We start from the raw sequence: 19,281 nt of genomic DNA on the forward strand, positions 1-19,281 counted from the left end.
AGCAGCTGGCTGTTTTATTTCCCGAAAATGGCGTCGTACAGCCGTTTCACTGCCGGTTGAATATCCTCTCGCCTCATATGCGAGAAGCCGAGGACGAGCGGAACAAAGCCTGGCTGATGTCCCGGCAATTGCTCATCAAGGGTAAAACGATCCATACCGTACATTTTCAGCTTCCTTTCTTTCGCTCGCTGTAAAATCTCATGCTGCGTCCGATTTGAACGGAACTCTGCGATAAAATGAAGCCCGGCATTTTCTCCAATAATCCGCACATTGTCAGCAAAAACCATATTGAGCTCTTCAATGAGCTGCTTCCGTTTTTCCTCATATAAACCATTCATGCGTTTAATATGCCGTTGATACGCCCCATCTTTTATAAAATGAAGAAGGGTGTATTGTGTAAAAAGATTAGCTGTTTGAATGAAAAAATGCTGTTCCTCCTTATAGCGTCTCAATAAATGCTGAGGCAGCACCATATAGCTTAGCCGCAAGCCGGGCAGCAATGATTTTGAAAAGGTACCCATATAAATGACTTTGTCATATCGATCGAGACTTTGCAGCGCTGGAATGCTGTCTGTGCCATATTTAAATTCACTGTCATAATCATCCTCAATGATGTAACGGTCTGGCTGATCAGCTGCCCAGTTTAACAGCTGAATGCGCCGGGAAATCGGCATAATCACCCCTGTTGGAAATTGATGTGAAGGGGTGATGATCAACACATTCGGCTGTTTCTTATAAATGTCGTTCATCCGCACACCTTTTTGATCAATGCCAATCGTTTCAATTTGATGATGATTGTTTTTCAGCATTTGATAGAGCCGGCGGTAGCCAGGGTTTTCTAGCCCGTATACTTGACCGGCTGGAAGGATGCTTGATAACGAATGGATCAGTGACTGTGTGCCTGCACTTAAAATGAGCTGTTCTGGATAGCATTTGACTCCTCTCGCAAGTCCGATCAGCCGGGCAATCGTTTCCCTGAGCTCATACACACCTTGTGGATGCGGAAGCTCACCGAAGGCATCTTGGTGGAGATGGATCGCCTTTTGTTCGCTTTTCAGCCAGCTTTTAAATGGGAAGTTCGCTGTATCGACGGAGATATGTGAAAAGGAATACCAGTCGTCTCGTGCAATCGGTTCTTCCTTTAAATCTACAGGAAGAGAAGAGGGTTTTAGCTGACCAGATTCATGAAACGTTTCTAGTGACTCCACGAAAAAACCTTTGCGCTCAACCGAGTATAAATACCCCTCGGCAAGCAGCTGCTGATAGGCGCCATTCACTGAATTAACGCTGACGTTTAATGTATCGGCTAACTCTCGTTTGGACGGTAATTGATCGTGTGGCTGCAAGTTGCGATTTAAGATTTCTTCTTTGATTTTCATATAAATTTGATGATAAATATATCCGTTTTGCCCTGTTTGATCTAGTTGAATTGTCAGCATCTCACCATTCCATCCTCTCTGGTACCATGAAAAAAATGATATTGGTACTTTCTATCATACCAAAAAATATTCAGAATAATAAAAAAGGATATAAAGGGGATGGATGACAATGAGTCAAACGACAACAAACCGTTTTTCAACTGAAGAATGGCAGGGGAAAAGAGATCAATACGTCGCAAGAGGCGTGAGTAATGGCAACCGTCATCTTGCAGCGAAGGGGAAAGGAGCCGAGCTGTTCGATATTGATGGGAAGCGATTTATCGATTTTGCAGGCGCCATTGGCACATTAAACGTAGGACATTCACATCCAAAGGTGGTGGAAGCGGTCAAAGCACAGGCAGAGAGCCTGATTCATCCAGGTTTTAACGTGATGATGTACGAATCGTATATCGAATTGGCAGAGAAGCTGTGCCGCCTCACACCAGGAGACCATGATAAGAAAGCCATTTTCCTTAATTCAGGTGCAGAAGCTGTTGAAAATGCCGTGAAAATTGCCCGTAAATATACGAAAAGACAGGGCGTTGTGTCGTTTACAAGAGGTTTTCACGGCAGAACGAATATGACAATGAGCATGACGAGCAAGGTCAAGCCATATAAATTTGGCTTCGGACCATTCGCATCTGAGGTGTACCAAGCACCGTACCCTTATTACTATCAAAAGCCTGAAGGATTAAGTGATGCCGCATACGACGAGTACATCATTGATCAATTCAATCAATTCTTCGTCGCAGCCGTTGCACCAGAAACCGTTGCTTGTGTGGTCATGGAACCAGTCCAAGGGGAGGGCGGATTCATTGTACCATCGAAGCGTTTCGTTCAGCATGTTGCATCATTCTGTCAGCAGCACGGGATTGTCTTTGTTGCAGATGAAATCCAAACCGGTTTTGCGAGAACAGGGAAATACTTTGCGATTGAGCACTTTGATGTGGTGCCGGACTTAATTACTGTGTCAAAATCTCTTGCAGCTGGCTTACCGCTGAGTGGTGTCGTTGGCAGAAAAGAACTGCTTGATGCGGCAGATCCAGGGGAGCTCGGGGGAACATATGCAGGAAGTCCGTTAGGCTGTGTAGCAGCAATGGCTGTTCTTGATATCATTGAAACTGAACAATTGAATCAACGATCTGAACACATTGGACAAGTCATTGAGGACAAAGCCAATGAATGGAGAACAGCGTATCCATTCATTGGGGAAGTACGTCGATTAGGGGCAATGGCGGCGATTGAAATTGTGGAAGATCAAACAACACGTACACCGGATAAGAAAACAGCCGCAGCGATTGCAGCATATGCAAACGATCACGGGCTGCTTCTATTAACGGCAGGGATTAATGGGAATATTATTCGCTTTTTAACACCACTTGTCATCACAGATGAGCTGCTTCACGAGGGACTAGGGATCATTGAGGACGCCTTCAAAGCACGCTAAACAACAAAGGGGGATGGTTGTATGCAAAAACAACAAATGGCAAAAACGATGTCGCAGTCAGACGTGCTGTTTTTATCCATTGGTGCAATGCTTGGCTGGGGCTGGGTTGTACTTTCGGGAGATTGGATTTTAACAGCTGGCTTTTTAGGCAGTGTGATTGCCTTTGTGATAGGAGGCATTCTCGTGATCTTTATTGGACTCACGTATGCCGAGCTTTCATCTGCAATTCCAGAGACAGGAGGAGGGCTCGTTTTTGTCCATCGGGCATTTGGGATGAAAGCAGCGTTCGTCTCAGCATGGGGCGTATTGTTTGGTTATGTGTCCGTGATTACGTTTGAAGCTGTTGCCTTGCCGACCGTCATTGATTATGTGATTCCAACAAAGCATGCTGGCTTTCTATGGAATATTGGTGGATGGGACGTGTATTTCACGTGGGTATTGATTGGATCTGGCGGTGCATTGTTTTTAACAGCACTGAATTACATTGGGGCTAAGCCTGCCGCCATTTTCCAGTCCGTGTTCACTGTGGCAATTATTCTGACAGGTTTTCTCCTTTTAGGCGGCGCAACATTTAATGGAGATTTTGCAAACCTTGAGCCGATGTTTCAAGGCGGGGTTGGCGGTCTCATGGCGGTATTAGTCATGATTCCCTTTTTATTCGTTGGGTTTGATGTCATTCCACAAGTAGCAGCGGAAATTCATGCACCAAAGAAAATCATTGGGAGAATCTTGATTATTTCTATCGTAAGCGCGGTCGTTTTTTATCTGCTTATTGTCTTTGGGGTAGCTGCTGGAATGTCAAAAGGACAGCTTGAAGCCTCTTCCTTAGCGACAGCAGATGCCATGGTTCAGCTTCTCGGTCATCAAGCATTTGGAACAGTGCTGGTTATTGGCGGTGTAGCAGGGATTGTGACAAGCTGGAACGCTTTTATCATCGGGGCAAGCCGTATCCTATATGCCATGGCGGAAAGAGGCATGATTTCCAAATGGTTTGCGTATATTCATCCAAAGTATAAAACACCGACAAATGCGATTTTGTTTCTTGGGGCATTGGCCTTTTTTGCTCCATTATTAGGCCGTCCTGCCCTCCTGTGGATTGTCAATGCGGGCGGTGTCGGAATTATCGTCGGGTACTTAATTGTGTCCATCGCCTTTATGAGACTTCGCAAAATAGAACCCGAGCTTGAGCGTCCATACCGCATTAAATATTGGCGGACGACAGGCGTTCTAGCCATCGGATTGAGTCTTCTTTTCCTTTCATTTTACTTTCCAGGAATGCCGGCCTCCTTATCTTGGCCAGCTGAATGGATATTGCTTTTAGGTTGGGTACTCATTGGGTATATACTATATGTAATGAATCCAAGAACGAAGGAGACGGTAGAGCATGACAAACGAACTCAAAGTGTATAATCCTGCAACAGGAGAAGAAATTGCTTCAGTTGCTCAGCATACAAAAGAACAGATCGAAGACGCAATTTCCCGCTCACACAAAGCATTTAAATCATGGGCGAAAACGTCAGCGCATGAGCGTGCCAATATCATTCGCAAGTGGTTTGATCTGATGATTGAACATAAAGAAAGGCTTGCGAAAATCATTACAGAAGAAAACGGGAAGCCGTATCAAGAAGCATTAGGGGAAATCGTCTATGCGGCTGGTTATATTGAATGGTACGCGGAGGAAGCAAAGCGAATCTACGGAAGAACCATCCCATCACATACGACAAGCAAACGCCTTTTCGTCACAAAACAGCCAGTTGGTCCTGTTGCTGCCATTACTCCGTGGAATTTCCCTGCGGCGATGATTACGAGAAAGGCAGCCCCAGCGCTTGCAGCAGGCTGTACGTTTATTGTAAAACCTGCCGAAGATACGCCTTTGACAGCTATTGAACTAGTAAAATTGGGTCATGAAGCTGGCATTCCAGAGGATGCACTGCAATGGGTTGTCGGAGATGGCAAAGAAGTGGGTGAAATCTTCACAGATAGTCCATTGATTCGAAAAATCACGTTTACAGGCTCAACGCCCGTCGGAAAGCATTTGATCAAAAACAGTGCCAGCACAGTCAAACATGTATCAATGGAGCTTGGCGGTCATGCCCCGCTCATCGTAGACAAGGACGCAAATCTTGAACTAGCTGTCAAACAAGCAGTGGCGTCTAAGTTCCGGAATGCAGGACAAACCTGTGTCTGTGCCAACCGCTTAATTGTGCATGAAGACATTCATGAAGCATTTGCGCAAAGGTTCAGCAAAGAAGTAGAAAAGCTGAAAGTGGGAAATGGCTTTGAAGAAGGCACATCTATCGGTCCAATTATCAACAAGCGCGGCTTTGATAAAATTGTCGGCCAAATTCAAGATGCAGTGGATAAAGGGGCGAAAGTTCTTGTTGGCGGCGATACGCATTTCGACGATGACAAATCATATTATTTTGTCCAGCCAACGGTTCTTACACATGTGGACACTTCAATGAACATTATGCATGAAGAGACCTTTGGTCCAGTGGCGCCGATTACAACATTCAAAACGTTAGACGAGGCAATTGAATTAGCCAACGATACACCTTTTGGCCTTGCAGCTTATTTCTTTACAGAAAATTATCGGAACGGGCTCTACATTTCCGAACATCTCGATTATGGAATTATTGGCTGGAATGATGGCGGTCCATCAGCTGTCCAAGCACCGTTCGGCGGTATGAAAGAGAGCGGGATAGGGCGAGAAGGCGGAATCGAAGGAATCGAACCATATTTAGAAACAAAATATGTATCTATTGGTTTAGACGAATAAACGTGAAAAAGACTGTCTGAGGAATCTCAGCAGTCTTTTTTATGTTATACAGCCGGCGGGAAAAGCTGGTCCACCGTTTCTTTCGTTTCTTTCAGAATTTCATGTATGTAATCTGCAGATGCCTGTTCCATACTGCTGAACAAAAGCCGTTCGACAGGCTGAACCCCAATAAGATTAAAGACTTCTGTATCCGTTGTCATGTGATGAGAGGAGGAGAAGCTCATATTGGAATCAAGAAAATTCCTCGGGGCATCGTGCGTGTTGATAATGACCCCTTTTTTGTGCCGAAGTAAATTTTCAATTACTCCATGCTCATTCTTCTGATAAGCAAAGCCCTCAGAAAAGACGCGCTCTACATAGCCCTTTAGCATAGCCGGCAAGCCTGTCCACCATATTGGAAAAATAAACGTCAGCACATCGGCTTGCTGAATCAGCTTCTGCTCTCTTTGAATGTCGATCGGAACATCACCGCATTTGATCGCAGCCTTTTCTGCAATGGTGAGCTCTGGCGGAAAACCTAGCGCATAGACATCACGAACAGTCACTTTATGACCATTGTTCAATAGAGTGCTCACAACAAGATCTAATAAGGTTTGATTTAAGCTTTGCTGGGGATGAGCAAAAATGATTACATGGTTCATCTCATAGCCTCCTATGTGGTCATCTGTCTCATTATGGCATGTGGATTTATCCTATTCAATCCTATATTGGTAATAACAAGTTGGGAAAATGGAAAATAATTGATTTTTAAATGTGTAAAGGAAGAAAAAGCGATCGTTTCTAAGAAAACGATCGCTCATACAGCTTTTATTTTTTTCTAAAAGCAAGTCCCAGTGCAATCAGTGCCACGACTAGAGCAGCAATGGACAGACCAAGGACAAGTGGTGAGGAAGAAGCAGAGGCTGTTTCAGAGGCCTTCTCTTCTTTGGGTTTTTCTTGACCATGTGAATCCGTTACGGTATTAGATGCCACAATGTTTGTGATGGAATGAGGTTTATCAGCATCTTTATCGCCAGTCCATTCAACGACTGTTCCATCCTTATAATATTGATACGCATCCCATGCAGCTTCACCAGCTTTTTCAGGGTTTTTCGCTACAAAAACGAATTGCTGAAATTGTCCAGCAAGCACACCTTTACCAGTTGCCTCCCAAGTCACTCTTGTCACCTTGCCATCTTTCTCTTCAGTTGACGTTTTCCAGCCAGGTACAGGCTCATATTGCTGGAATTCTACGCCTTTAGGAATTGTCACGACAACCTTAGTCGTTGGACTGTCACTTTCAGAAGGAACCTTTAATGTATAGGTCTCCCAAGCATTTGTCGCAGACGTATCAGGCTTGACTGTTACGTGCGCACTCACAGGAATCGCCAATAAAAATGAAGCGAGAAGCATTGGTAATAAAGCTTTAACGTATTTTTTCATATGTGATGAACTCCTTTTAGTTTCTTCTAATAAAGGTGGTATCGATATTCTCAAAAGAACCAGTTAACGCATGGATTTCAATTTTCCATGTGCCTTTTTCATTTAATAAGAGATTTTCAGCAGAGAAATGACCATTTTTTAATCGTTTCAGCTGAAATTCACTTGGTGTCTCATCACCGAATAAAGCCACCTTATGAATCTTGGCTGTCACAGATTGAATATCAGTCATCGTTTCACCATTCTTCTTTGTAAATGCCACTTCGAATGAGTTTTTCCCCGGGGCATTCGGGGTAATGCTCAAGGACACAATGTCACGATGCTCGACCTGATTTGCGCCAAAGAAAGGCTCAGGTGCAGGCGGAGGAGGGCTCGGAATATTAGTAAAGACAGCCGTTAATAACAAAATGGCGATCCCGATCATCCATTCAGCTCGTAACGAAACGCTGCGTTTCTGCTTTTTTTCCCATCTCAGCATCAAGTAATGCATAAGTCCAAGCAGGCCCATGATGATAAATAAACCAAGCTTGATTAAAAAGGTGCGTCCGTATGCTGATTGGAAAAGAGCATCAAACGATTGCAAAATAAAGATGGCATTCACAAATCCTGAAAACACAATAAGTCCAACAGAGAGCAGTGCCCAAGGATGAAATGCTGCTAGCGTATTCCGTATGAGCGGCTCATCTTCATTTGGCAGTTTCTTCATCAAAAGAAGGACAATGGCTGTTAAACCACCGACCCAAATCGAAGCAGAGACGAGATGGATGAAATCAAGTGATGTTGTGAGTATTTTATTGTCTGTTGCGGCTGGATGTCCGATTTGTGCTTTCAGCCAAAGCAGCACTGTGAAGAGAAGCAGTGGAAACAGCCAAACACGAAAAGAAGAGAAGTCCCCTTTTCTCATCGCCACAATTGTCCAGATGGTGAGAAGTACAAATGACGCCATAAGCATCATCCACAGACTACCGCCAGAAGTGGACGCAATCGTTTCTTGTAAAAGCGAAGGCTGAAATGCCCCAAAAAAGGACACGTCTGCCGCTGATTTTGTCTGAATCGGCAGCTGGAACACAAGTGCTCCGCCCATCATGATCAATGACAATGTCAAAAGCCGCTTCATTCGTTTCGCCAATACAGGTGAAATCGCTGCCCTGAACCAAAGCAGTCCAAACAAAATGGTGCCAAGGAATAAGCTGAATGACGTATAAAGAAAGGCTTTATCAATAGTTGAAGCCACATCAATGGATTCATCCGTCTGACCTTGCTCTAATTGGTCAAAACCGCCAGCCGCTTTTCCAATACTAAACGGAATCATGCCAGAGACAGAGTGTCCATCCGCTGATACCGCATTCCACTGAATGGTGTAAATCCCTTTAGGTAAATTCTTTTTTAAAGCCGCTTCCATGATCTTTTGATCTTTAATGACCGTATCTCCTTTATCCACACGATCACCTTTTGCATTTAGCACCTTAATGGCATGAAACCCGCTTTCAATACCTTCACTAAATGTGATCGAGACTGAAGGAGGCTGCTGATCCAGCTCTTCATTTGCCGCTGGGTTCGAGCTCACGACGTATGCGTGAGCAAATGCTTCCTTTGGAATGAAAAAAGCGAACATGACCATAAGAAGCAGAAGCCACTGACTATTTTTAAACAAGGTGAATAACCGCCTTTCTACCTATGAAAATGTCTCATGTATCAGAAAGAAAGCGGCAGTAAACTGTGAGTCACAGAAAAAACCGCTCCTTCTATTGTACCGCCCTCTCTAAAAGGTAAACGAAACAAATAGCAAGATGGTTCACTTTTTCTGTGTCATGTCTGCGCAGACATTTCTTAATTGAATAGGTTTGATCAATTATAAGCCTATTCGATTTAAGAAGAGGAAACAAGAAGTGACCATTTGAAAGTTGTGAAATTCCCATGAATTTTGCGTGAAAACAACGGCATATCAAGCTTTCCACCCATTATATGTTGAGATCTGACAGAGAATTCACATCATTTTTCAATTTTGTCACACACGATGTGACAAAGTGACATTTAGTTTCAATTGATGAGAAAGTGAAAGCGTTTTACGATAGGCATAAGGGCTTCACTGAATCTTGTTCTTATATCTTTTGACCTATAAAGCCCTAAATAAAGGGAGAGAAGAAAGGAGTTTTCATAGATGCAGGAAAAAAGCGGATTTCGCGTAAAAGTACAGCGCTTTGGAAGCTATTTAAGCGGTATGATCATGCCGAATATTGGAGCGTTTATCGCTTGGGGACTCATCACTGCATTGTTCATTCCAAGTGGTTATTTTCCAAATGAACAATTAAATACACTTGTTGGTCCAATGATCAACTACTTGCTGCCGCTCTTAATCGGTTACACAGGCGGGAAGCTCGTATATGACCATCGAGGCGGGGTACTCGGTGCAACCGCTACGATCGGGGTTATTGTCGGTTCGGACATCCCAATGTTTTTAGGTGCGATGATCATGGGACCGCTTGGCGGGTATCTCATTAAGAAAATCGACCAGCTGTTTAAAGACCGAATCAGATCAGGTTTTGAAATGCTGATTAATAATTTTAGTGCAGGTATTCTAGGTGCCATTTTAGTCGCCATTGCTTTCTACGCCATCGGCCCAGTGGTACTAGGTCTGAATAAAGCCCTTGCGGCAGGTGTAGATATCATTGTCAATGCACATTTACTTCCGCTGGCAAGTATCTTCATTGAACCAGCAAAAGTATTGTTCTTAAACAATGCAATTAACCAAGGAATTTTAGGTCCATTAGGGGTGGAGCAAGCGGCGAAGACAGGCCAGTCCGTTCTGTTCTTGCTTGAAACTAACCCAGGACCAGGTCTCGGTGTCCTTCTGGCCTACATGTTCTTTGGAAGAGGGACAGCAAAGCAGTCTGCACCGGGTGCGATTGTCATTCAATTCTTAGGGGGAATCCATGAGATTTACTTCCCATACATCTTAATGAAGCCAAAGCTCATTTTAGCGGTAATTGCTGGGGGAGCAAGCGGCGTTCTAACTTTTACACTGTTAAATGCAGGCTTAAAGGCTGTGCCGTCACCAGGAAGCATCATCGCTCTTATGCTCATGTCACCAAAAGGCGGCCACCTTGCCGTTCTAGCAGGTGTTGTCGTGGCAGCGGTCGTATCATTCCTTGTCGCTTCTGTCATTTTGAAAGCGTCTAAAGCAGTGGATGAAGACTTAACAGCAGCAACAGAAAAAATGCAAGACATGAAAGGCAAGAAAAGTGCAGCAGCAGCTGCTCTTACAGCACAAAAAGAAGGTGCTGAAGCAAGCGAGCAAGCAGCATCTCCAGATGAGATCAATCCAGATGACGTGAACAAAATCATCTTTGCCTGTGATGCAGGAATGGGATCAAGTGCGATGGGCGCATCCGTTTTAAAGAATAAAGTCAAAAAGGCAGAGCTTGATATTGATGTGACAAATACATCCATCAGCAACATTCCAGATGATGCCGATGTGGTCTTTACTCATAAAGATTTAACAGATAGAGCGAAGGCAAAACTGCCAGGAGCTGTGCATATTTCAGTTGATAATTTCTTAAACAGTCCGAAATACGATGAGCTGATTGAGAAATTGAAAAAATAACATGACGAAACGGGTTGAGTCCAATTTTTCTAATTGAACTCCCCGTTTTGGTTGTTTTCTGATTTTCTATTCTAAAAAAGGTGTGTGATCTTTCATGAAACAAGTACTTTCAAAAGACAATATTTTTCTAAACGAACAAGCGGGCTCTAAAGAAGAAGCCATTAAAAAAGCAGGCGAAGTCTTAGTGGCGAACGGTTATGTCACAAGTGATTATGTTGACAAAATGTTTGAAAGAGAAAATATTTCTTCTACATTTATGGGCAACGGAATTGCCATTCCTCATGGAACAGAGGATGCGAAAGCGGCTGTCCTTCATTCAGGGATTTCCATTATCCAAATTCCAGACGGCGTTGAATACGGCGAGGGGAATATTGCTAAAGTTGTATTTGGCATCGCTGGTAAAAACAATGAGCATCTCGATATTCTTTCTCAAATTGCGATTGTCTGTTCAGAAGAAGAAAACGTAGAGCGTATCCTTCATGCAAAGGATCAGGATGAACTGATCGCCATCTTTAACGAGGTGAACTAACATGAAGGCACTTCATTTTGGAGCAGGAAATATTGGCAGAGGGTTTATCGGATCTTTGTTAAAAGCATCAGGATTTGAGCTCGTTTTTACCGATGTAAATGAAGCGGTCATCAACGAGCTGAATGAAAAAGGAGAATACACGGTTGAACTCGCAGCACCAGGGCAGCAGCAAGAAGTAGTCGGTCCTGTGTCAGCCATCAATTCCGCAAAAGATCCAGCCGCTTTAATAGAGGCGATTGCAACAGCTGATCTCATTACAACAGCTGTTGGACCAGCCGTTTTGAACATCATTGCTTCGTCGATTGCTGAAGGTTTAAAACAGAAAAAGCCTGATCATATCATCAACATTGTGGCATGTGAAAATATGATTGGCGGCAGCTCTCATTTAAAGAAAGCCGTTTTCTCTCATTTAACAGCTGATGAACAAGAAGCGCTGTCACACACAGTTGGTTTTCCAAACGCTGCGGTTGATCGCATTGTCCCAATGCAGCACCATGAGGACATATTGAAAGTATCAGTCGAGCCATTTTTCGAGTGGGTGATTGATGAGACAGGTTTTATTGGAGACGTTCCTCAGATTGACGGAGCGACCTTTGTACAAGATTTGACGCCATTTATTGAGCGTAAGCTCTTTACTGTCAACACAGGACATGCACTAGCTGCTTATGTCGGGTACGAGAAAGGCGTGCAAACGATTAAAGAAGCTGTCGATACACAAGAGATTCGTCAAGTGGTCGAAGGTGCACTTCACGAAACAGGCAGTTATTTGATCGACACATATGGCTTTCAAAAAGAAGAACATGATGCGTATATTCAAAAAATCATCAAACGATTTGAAAATGCCTTTATCTCGGATGAAGTCACCCGTGTCGCACGCTCTCCACTTAGAAAGCTCGGAGCAGATGACCGTTTAATCGGTCCAGCGAAAAAGATCAAACAGCCACAGTATTTAGTTAAAGGCATCGTGGCAGCTTTGGCTTACGACTTTACTGAAGACGAAGAAGCTGTTCGTCTACAGGCATTACGAAAAGAAAAATGCATTGAAGGTGTGCTGGAAGAGGTATGTGGACTCTCGCCAACAGACGATCTTTATCAAGCCATTATTAAAGAAGCAACTCGATAATTTGAACATCCCTTTCCAATGTGCGAAAGGGATTTTTTTCTATGCCTTTTTTAATACTTTTCCCTGCTTGACGATATATAAAGTAAGGGGGAATTTGTTTATGAAAAAGAGAGCGTTTGCGTCAAGAAGTGTCTTTTTTCAATTAATGTCTGCCATTATCGTGATCACGATTTTAACGGGCGGACTTGTTGGAACAACGGGATATTTGTTAGCGAAACATGTATTAATTGATGCGGGGAAAGCAGATTTAAAGCACATCGTCAGCGGAGCGATGGCCACACTTGAACAGTTGAATGACCGTGTGGAGAAAAAAGAACTGACGCTTGAGCAGGCGCAAGAACAGGCCCGCCTTTACTTGAGCGGACCAAAAAATGACAACGGGAAGGGATACCAATCTCAAAAATCAGATTTTATCTATAAAAATAAAGGCTATCTGATCGCATATGGCACTGACTACTCAACCCAGGTCCATCCGGTCAACGACATCGGCGTCATTCCAGATAACACGACCAATCGTCAAAAAATGGTCGCCGGCGCCAATGCAAAAGATGAGGATGCACACTATGTGACCTATATGGATAAGGACGATGCAACCGGCGAAGAAAAGGAAAAGCTTGCCTATATGAGCCAGTTTACACAGTGGAATTGGAGTGTAGGCATCGCTGTCTTCCAGGACGAATTTTATAAAGAATTAGAGCAGATGAAGCTCTATATTATTCTCATTACAGCGGGTGTCGCCCTTCTGAGTTTAGGCGTCTTTTATTTAGCTGCCCGAGGAAAAGTCAGACTGCTCAAGCAAGTCACTGCTGCTTCAAAGGAAATTGCGGCGGGGAATATTGAACGCACGAGCTTAAAGGAAACAACGGATGAAATCGGACAGCTGGCAAAAGGCTTTAACCATATGTCAGGAGAGCTCAGAACACTGGTGAGCGGTTTACAGGAAACGAGCAGTCAGCTTGTTGAATCAGCGACAGATTTATCGGCGATATCTGAAGAAACCTCAGCCAGCAGTGAAGAAATTGGACGAGCCATCGGAGACATTTCGACTGGAACACTTCATCAAGCATCCGATCTTGAAGTAGCCAATCAACAAATGACCCAGTTTAATCAATCTATTGAGAATGTGAAAGAACAGAGTGATCAAATTAAACGGATTTCTGACCAATCAAGTCAATCATCACAGCAGGGTCAGCAAATCGTACAGCAATTAAAACAATCGAATGAACAATCGATTCAGGCGTCTCAAGGCATTAGAGCAGGAATCGAGCAGTTAAGTACAAAAGTACAGGATATTTCTCAAATCACAGATACGATTGAAAGCATTTCAAATGAGACCAATTTACTGGCACTGAATGCCAGCATTGAAGCAGCACGTGCAGGAGAGCACGGCAAAGGCTTCTCAGTTGTGGCGAGTGAAGTGCGGAATTTAGCTGAGCAGACAAAACAATCAGCTGTTCAAATTCAGCAAATGATCCAAGGCATTAAAGAAGAAACGACAACAACAGCTGGTATCATGTCTAACACAATGGATCGTTTTGCCGAGCTGGATGAAGCGGTGCATGCAACAGAACACGAATTCAATGCCATCTCTACATTGATTTCACAAACCATCGTTGAAACAAACGCGATGGCAAAAGAGCTGAATACACTGCTGGAGCAAAACGACCTTATCACAAAAGCCATGCACGGCGCAGCACATGTTTCTCAAGAAAATGCAGCGGCGATCGAAGAAATCACTGCATCCACAGACGAACAAGTGACAGCCATCTCTAATGTGGCAAAAGCAGCAGAAAGACTCAATGAACTTAGCATGCGATTGAATCAGGACATTGCGCGTTATCGTCTATAATTCATTTTGACTATGTGGTACTATGAAGTTAATCAAAACCTTGCTCACGCAAACAAAAGGAGTGTTTCAGTCATGAAAAAGAAGATATTGATGTTCTTACCTTGTGGCTATGGATACTCCACTGCTGTTTTCTTTGAAGGTAGATAGAAATTGGTGAAGTCTGTCTACAAAACGAAGAAACTAGCAGAAAAATAAACGTGAGTGAGGGACATAACATGGAAAAAATAACGAGAAAAAACCCAGAAAGTATGCCGAAACCTGTTGGTAACTACAGTCATATTACAAGGGTGCCAAAGGGTGCGGGATTATTTGTTACATCGGGTCAGGTAGGGACAGATATAGATGGGCAGATCCCATCAAGCTTAAACGACCAAGTAACGAATACGTTTGAAAATATCAAAAAAATCCTTGAATCAGAGGGATTGAATGAAGAACATGTGATCAAGGTCAATATATGGGCAACAGAAGAAATAGACTGGGATCATCTATATCCTCAGTGGGATACGATTTTCAAAACAGCTTACCCATCAATGACGGTTGCGTATGTATCAGCTTTAGGATGGCCTGAGCTAAAAATTGAAATTGAACTATGGTGTGCGGATATATGATTTAAAAAAAGAACAGCGATGCTGTTCTTTTTTACTTGAGCCGCTTTGTAATCCATCCAGCAAAGAATGTAAAGACGGTATAGACAATAACCCAAATGAGAAAAGATTCATTCCCGCCAATATAGGTGAACATGAAGATCATGCTCGCTAACAGCACAATCAAAGTAGGCATCCAAACATTCTTCAAAAGGAGCGTACCGAAAATACCAATCAGCACAGAGATAATGGGGAAGCCAAATACAATGAATAAAATAAAAACAGCCATACGACTAACTCCTTTTAACAAGTGTTTACATCAAAACATAAAAGACCGACGCAGCCATGTGCGGAAGTGCAAAAATGATCAAAAGAAAAGCCGTATCAAGGCGCCACAAGCGGTGTTCTTTTGTTTCAGAATGATAGGCTGCTCGTGTCTCTTCTCCACTTGTCCAAGCACCCATTAGCACCCCAGACATCACGACCCCAATAATAGAGATTCCGCCACTGATAAACCCAATCCATTCAAGGTGCTGCAACAGGATAGCGGCGCTGCAAATCACAATCATTGAGCAAACACCGACGAAAAAAACATGTTTTTTTCTCATTTTGGTTCACTCCCTTCAAAAACAATTAGGAGATCGCATCACATATTTCAATGAAATGACCATCAGGATCAGACACATAAGCGACTGTTTGACCCCATGGTTTTTTTGCAGGTTCCTTGATGATCGGAACCCCTTTATCTTTCATTGAAGCAATTGTTTGATCCACATCATCCACAACAAAGCCAATCTCAAACGTTTGAGACGCTTGATTTGCTTCTGGGACAGGCAATCCGAGTGCCTCTTTGACATCCTGGCGTGAATTAATCGATAACGTCACGTCTCCAGTGTCAAACTCAACATAAGATTCAACCCTCAATTTTATTGGGAAACCAAGAACATGTTGATAGAAATGAATACTTGCCTCAACATCGTTTACATATAGAATGGTATATTTCATTTTCATGTGAAAAACTCCTCTCTTCATATACGTGTCAAAAACGGAAAGGTTTCCCACTCATTGTACCATATAGGATATAAGGTGTATTTCATACCAAAAAAATCAAAATAATTAGCTCAATAGTCTTGAAAAACAAAAAGTGGTGACATATGATAAAAATGTAAAATTAGAAAAAATAGGGGGATTTTACATGTTGAAAAAAATCATGGTAGCTGTCTTGTCTTTAGGTCTTTTAATAAGCTTTACACAAGTCGACTCCTACACAGCAGATGCAAAGACAGTAAAGTACAAAAACTGCAAAGCGCTGAACAAAGTATATAAAGGCGGCGTAGCAAAAAGCAAAAACACGAAAAACAAAGGCGGAAAAACAAAGTACAAGCCTTATGTATCAAAAGCACTTTATCAAAAAAATATGCGGCTTGACCGCGATAAAGACGGCATTGCGTGTGAACGCTAAGCACCTGTGAAAAGACCTGTCACAAGGTCTTTTTTCTATGGGATCAAACTCGTCCCTTTGTGCCAGCTTCATCTTTATATTAAAATAAAGATAGTTTCAAAAATCGATACAAAGTGGGGTACTCAATTTGTCAACACAAGCTCATAAGAAAGACATCCGATTGATTGCCATTGATATGGATGGCACGCTGTTAAACAGTGAGCACATCATTCCAGAGGAAAATAAACAAGCGATTAAAGAAGCTGAAGCAAAAGGGGTCCATGTGGTCATTAGCACAGGGCGGACACTGATGACATGCCGAGAGCTGGTTGAGCCGCTCAAGTTATCTTCTTACCTTGTGACAGCAAACGGAAGTGAGATCTGGGATTCAAACTTCCAGCTGATCGAACGAGATCTGCTGCATCCTGATCACGTCCAAATGATGTGGGATTTAAAAAATAGGTACGAAACCGATTACTGGGCTTCGACTGTGGATAAGGTGTGGAGAGGTGAATTTCCAGAACGAATTCATGACCATGAATGGCTGAAATTTGGCTTTGATATTCATGATGATGACGTTCGTGAGGAAGTCCTCAATACATTGAAAACAAATAAGCATCTAGAAATCACAAACTCAAGTCCAACGAATATCGAAGTCAATGCAGCCGGCATTAACAAAGCGGCAGCTCTTGCAAAAGTAGCAGAACGCATTGGCTGTACGATGGATAACGTCATGTCACTTGGCGACAGTCTCAATGATATGGCGATGATTCAAGAGGCCGGATTAGGCATTGCCATGGGAAATGCGCAGGAAGTGGTGAAAGAGGCCGCTGATTGGATTACAGCTCCTAATACAGAACATGGCGTTGCAAAAGCTATCCAACATTGGGTGCTGTCTAAATAGAATGCATTTCATACAAGAAAAAGTGAGAGGACTTTGCCTCTCGCTTTTTTTGTTTTCTCTAGTTCTATTGTTATGTTTTCTGCCAATTTCATGTGCAGTCTATGCAAAGTTGGTATAATCAGTATAAATTCGAATATTCGGACTTTATATTCCGTATTTCGGAACAACAAGGAGGGTTTCTATGTATCAAGTGGATATCAACTGTGATTTGGGAGAAAGCTTTGGTCAATACACAATCGGTGCAGACGAACAAATCTTAGAATATGTCACCTCAGCCAACATTGCTTGCGGTTTTCATGCAGGAGATCCAACGGTTATGAGAAAGACAGTCAGAATGGCACTGGGTAAAGGGGTCAAAATTGGTGCACATCCTGGTTTGCAAGATTTGGCCGGCTTTGGCAGACGTCCAATGGCTATCTCCGCAGAGGAAGCCTATGATCTTGTCATCTATCAAATTGGTGCTCTATCAGCCTTTCTCAAGGCCGAGGGCGGCACAATGCAGCATGTCAAACCACACGGAGCCCTCTACAACATGGCGGCTAAAAATACTGAATTATCTGAATCAATTGCGAAGGCTGTGTATGATGTGGATCCAAACCTTGTGTTATTTGGTCTGTCAGGGAGTGAACTAGCATTAGCAGGTGAACGGATAGGTCTGCAAGTGGCACATGAAGTTTTTTCTGATCGGACGTATCAAACAGACGGGACGCTGACATCGCGCCGCGAACCACATGCACTCATTGAAGAGGATGAACGGGCCGTCCAGCAGGTTGTTCGTATGGCGCGAGAAGGCAAGGTTCGTACAGTTCAAGGGGAAGATATCGAGCTCAAAGCAGATACGATCTGCATTCACGGAGACGGCAGCCATGCGCTTCAATTTGCAAAAACCATTACAGCAAAGCTAAAAGAAGCCGGCATCCATCTCAAGGCCTTTCAATAAAAATCGTCATCAAAGGGGGAAACAGCATGAAAACAGAGAAAGTCAAACACATGAAGGCACCAAAGGGGAATCGGTCTATGCTGATGGGCGCTGCCTTTTTAATGGCGACGTCCGCAATTGGACCGGGATTTTTAACACAAACGACCGTCTTCACACAGCAGCTTGCGGCTAGCTTTGGATTTGTCATTTTGATCTCAATTTTATTAGATATTTTTGCACAAACAAATGTATGGCGCATCATTGCCGTGTCAGAAAAACGAGGTCAGGATATTGCAAATATGGTGCTCCCGGGTCTCGGGTATGTGCTCGCCTTTTTGATTGTTATTGGAGGACTTGCCTTTAACATCGGAAATATCGCTGGGGCTGGTCTTGGTTTTCAGGTGATCTTCGGTGTCGATCCGCGAATTGGCGCAGGGATCAGTGCTGTGATTGCCATTCTCATCTTTGTAATTAAAGAGGCTGGGAAAGCGATGGATCGTTTCACACAGGCAGCAGGCTTTGTCATGATTGGCCTGATGCTGTATGTGGCGATTTCAACAGCGCCGCCAGTTGGAGAAGCGGCGGTGAGAACATTTGTCCCAGAGAAGATTGATATTTTATCCATTGTGACACTTGTGGGCGGAACAGTAGGTGGCTATATCGTCTTTGCTGGCGGGCATCGCTTGCTGGATGCAGGTATTAAGGGGAAGGAAGCACTGCCGCAAGTGACGAAAAGCTCTATTTTCGGTGTCTTAATTACTTCTGTCATGCGTGTAGCACTCTTTCTTGCCACATTAGGAGTTGTTTCAAAAGGCTTGCAGATAGATCCATCCAACCCGCCTGCATCTGTTTTTCAATTAGCTTCAGGAAATATCGGATATAAAATGTTCGGGATTATTATGTGGGCTGCGGCGATTACATCCGTCATTGGAGCAGCATACACATCTGTTTCTTTCTTCAAAACCTTCTCACCAAAAATTGAGCAAAACCAGCGTGGCATTATCATTGGTTTTATTGCTCTTTCAACCCTTTGTTTTATCACGATCGGAAGACCTGTGAACATCTTGATATTAGTTGGAGCGATCAATGCATTGATTTTGCCGCTCGCCCTTGGCACATTGCTTGTTGCGGCTTATAAGAAAGACATTGTCGGAGATTATCGCCATCCTTTCTTTTTGACAGTGTCTGGTGCATTTGTTGTGGTCATCATGGCGATAATGGGCGGTTATACCATCATCAATGAAATCCCGAAACTATGGAGCTGA

General features: G+C 43.3%; 19 protein-coding genes. 12 read left to right on the plus strand and 7 right to left on the minus strand.

The features are described from left to right. Positions 1 to 14: 14 nt before the first annotated feature. The gene (gabR, locus tag NST59_RS02180) at positions 15 to 1,439 is read right to left on the minus strand and encodes a MocR-like transcriptional regulator GabR (RefSeq protein ID WP_126682209.1); all 1,425 of its coding nucleotides are present in this window, start codon (positions 1,437 to 1,439) and stop codon (positions 15 to 17) included. 109 nt (positions 1,440 to 1,548) lie between these two features. Here gabR and gabT point away from each other — a divergent pair, with 109 nt between their 5' ends. Genes gabT through NST59_RS02195 form a run of 3 tightly spaced genes read left to right on the plus strand, consistent with a single transcriptional unit; the run spans position 1,549 to position 5,644 of the window. Continuing rightward, positions 1,549 to 2,865, plus strand: a complete 1,317-nt coding sequence (gene gabT / locus NST59_RS02185) for a 4-aminobutyrate--2-oxoglutarate transaminase (RefSeq protein WP_144490731.1) — start codon at positions 1,549 to 1,551, stop codon at positions 2,863 to 2,865. Between the two features lie 21 nt (positions 2,866 to 2,886). Continuing rightward, on the plus strand, positions 2,887 to 4,275 hold the full coding sequence (locus NST59_RS02190; protein ID WP_144490732.1) for an APC family permease: 1,389 nt from the start codon (positions 2,887 to 2,889) through the stop codon (positions 4,273 to 4,275). Continuing rightward, entirely contained in the window at positions 4,250 to 5,644 is a 1,395-nt protein-coding gene (locus tag NST59_RS02195; RefSeq protein ID WP_106025693.1) for an NAD-dependent succinate-semialdehyde dehydrogenase, read from the plus strand. Before NST59_RS02190 ends, NST59_RS02195 begins: the two co-directional genes overlap by 26 nt. A 44-nt stretch (positions 5,645 to 5,688) precedes the next feature. On the opposite strand, the gene NST59_RS02200 is transcribed toward NST59_RS02195, so the two are convergent. From NST59_RS02200 to NST59_RS02210, 3 genes are all read right to left on the minus strand, one after another. After that, positions 5,689 to 6,285 carry an NAD(P)H-dependent oxidoreductase gene (locus tag NST59_RS02200; RefSeq protein WP_058837334.1) on the minus strand — a complete coding sequence of 199 codons (597 nt, stop codon included), beginning with the start codon at positions 6,283 to 6,285 and terminating at the stop codon, positions 5,689 to 5,691. Positions 6,286 to 6,451: 166 nt separating this feature from the next. Next, positions 6,452 to 7,066 (minus strand): YcnI family copper-binding membrane protein, encoded by a 615-nt coding sequence (locus tag NST59_RS02205; protein ID WP_041089100.1) that lies wholly within the window; start codon positions 7,064 to 7,066, stop codon positions 6,452 to 6,454. A 16-nt stretch (positions 7,067 to 7,082) separates the two neighbouring features. Continuing rightward, positions 7,083 to 8,717: a copper resistance CopC/CopD family protein gene (locus NST59_RS02210; protein WP_126682212.1), complete on the minus strand. Its 1,635-nt coding sequence runs from the start codon at positions 8,715 to 8,717 to the stop codon at positions 7,083 to 7,085. 507 nt (positions 8,718 to 9,224) lie between these two features. Between NST59_RS02210 and NST59_RS02215 the strand changes: the two genes are divergently transcribed. The 5 genes from NST59_RS02215 (at position 9,225) to NST59_RS02235 (ending at position 14,776) form a co-directional block, all read left to right on the plus strand. Beyond that, on the plus strand, positions 9,225 to 10,667 hold the full coding sequence (locus tag NST59_RS02215; protein WP_039176553.1) for a PTS mannitol transporter subunit IICB: 1,443 nt from the start codon (positions 9,225 to 9,227) through the stop codon (positions 10,665 to 10,667). A 94-nt stretch (positions 10,668 to 10,761) separates the two neighbouring features. Continuing rightward, a complete protein-coding gene (locus NST59_RS02220) occupies positions 10,762 to 11,196 on the plus strand; it encodes a PTS sugar transporter subunit IIA (protein WP_039176556.1) in 435 nt (144 codons plus the stop codon). Between the two features lies 1 nt (position 11,197). Then, positions 11,198 to 12,319: a mannitol-1-phosphate 5-dehydrogenase gene (locus NST59_RS02225; RefSeq protein ID WP_144490733.1), complete on the plus strand. Its 1,122-nt coding sequence runs from the start codon at positions 11,198 to 11,200 to the stop codon at positions 12,317 to 12,319. A 100-nt stretch (positions 12,320 to 12,419) separates the two neighbouring features. Beyond that, positions 12,420 to 14,168, plus strand: coding sequence for a methyl-accepting chemotaxis protein (locus NST59_RS02230; protein WP_144490734.1), 1,749 nt, complete (start codon positions 12,420 to 12,422; stop codon positions 14,166 to 14,168). Positions 14,169 to 14,383: 215 nt separating this feature from the next. Then, on the plus strand, positions 14,384 to 14,776 hold the full coding sequence (locus NST59_RS02235; protein WP_039176565.1) for a RidA family protein: 393 nt from the start codon (positions 14,384 to 14,386) through the stop codon (positions 14,774 to 14,776). Between the two features lie 31 nt (positions 14,777 to 14,807). On the opposite strand, the gene NST59_RS02240 is transcribed toward NST59_RS02235, so the two are convergent. Genes NST59_RS02240 through NST59_RS02250 form a run of 3 tightly spaced genes read right to left on the minus strand, consistent with a single transcriptional unit; the run spans position 14,808 to position 15,763 of the window. Beyond that, on the minus strand, positions 14,808 to 15,041 hold the full coding sequence (locus NST59_RS02240; RefSeq protein ID WP_039176568.1) for a DUF2651 family protein: 234 nt from the start codon (positions 15,039 to 15,041) through the stop codon (positions 14,808 to 14,810). Between the two features lie 25 nt (positions 15,042 to 15,066). Beyond that, a complete protein-coding gene (locus NST59_RS02245) occupies positions 15,067 to 15,360 on the minus strand; it encodes a DUF5316 family protein (RefSeq protein WP_058837338.1) in 294 nt (97 codons plus the stop codon). 25 nt (positions 15,361 to 15,385) lie between these two features. After that, on the minus strand, positions 15,386 to 15,763 hold the full coding sequence (locus tag NST59_RS02250; RefSeq protein WP_041089114.1) for a VOC family protein: 378 nt from the start codon (positions 15,761 to 15,763) through the stop codon (positions 15,386 to 15,388). A gap of 184 nt (positions 15,764 to 15,947) precedes the next feature. On the opposite strand from NST59_RS02250, the gene NST59_RS02255 reads away from it, so the two are divergent. The 4 genes from NST59_RS02255 to NST59_RS02270 all read left to right on the plus strand — a co-directional run bounded on the left by NST59_RS02255 (position 15,948) and on the right by NST59_RS02270 (position 19,281). Then, on the plus strand, positions 15,948 to 16,214 hold the full coding sequence (locus tag NST59_RS02255; RefSeq protein WP_081258476.1) for an excalibur calcium-binding domain-containing protein: 267 nt from the start codon (positions 15,948 to 15,950) through the stop codon (positions 16,212 to 16,214). A 127-nt stretch (positions 16,215 to 16,341) separates the two neighbouring features. Next, positions 16,342 to 17,097 carry a Cof-type HAD-IIB family hydrolase gene (locus NST59_RS02260; RefSeq protein WP_024425552.1) on the plus strand — a complete coding sequence of 252 codons (756 nt, stop codon included), beginning with the start codon at positions 16,342 to 16,344 and terminating at the stop codon, positions 17,095 to 17,097. 181 nt (positions 17,098 to 17,278) lie between these two features. After that, positions 17,279 to 18,037: a LamB/YcsF family protein gene (locus tag NST59_RS02265; RefSeq protein ID WP_341039920.1), complete on the plus strand. Its 759-nt coding sequence runs from the start codon at positions 17,279 to 17,281 to the stop codon at positions 18,035 to 18,037. Between the two features lie 26 nt (positions 18,038 to 18,063). Further along, positions 18,064 to 19,281, plus strand: a complete 1,218-nt coding sequence (locus NST59_RS02270) for an NRAMP family divalent metal transporter (RefSeq protein ID WP_341039922.1) — start codon at positions 18,064 to 18,066, stop codon at positions 19,279 to 19,281.

Source organism: Bacillus sp. FSL R5-0439, from assembly GCF_038008805.1.
GTDB classification, from domain to species: Bacteria; Bacillota; Bacilli; order Bacillales; family Bacillaceae; genus Bacillus; species Bacillus safensis.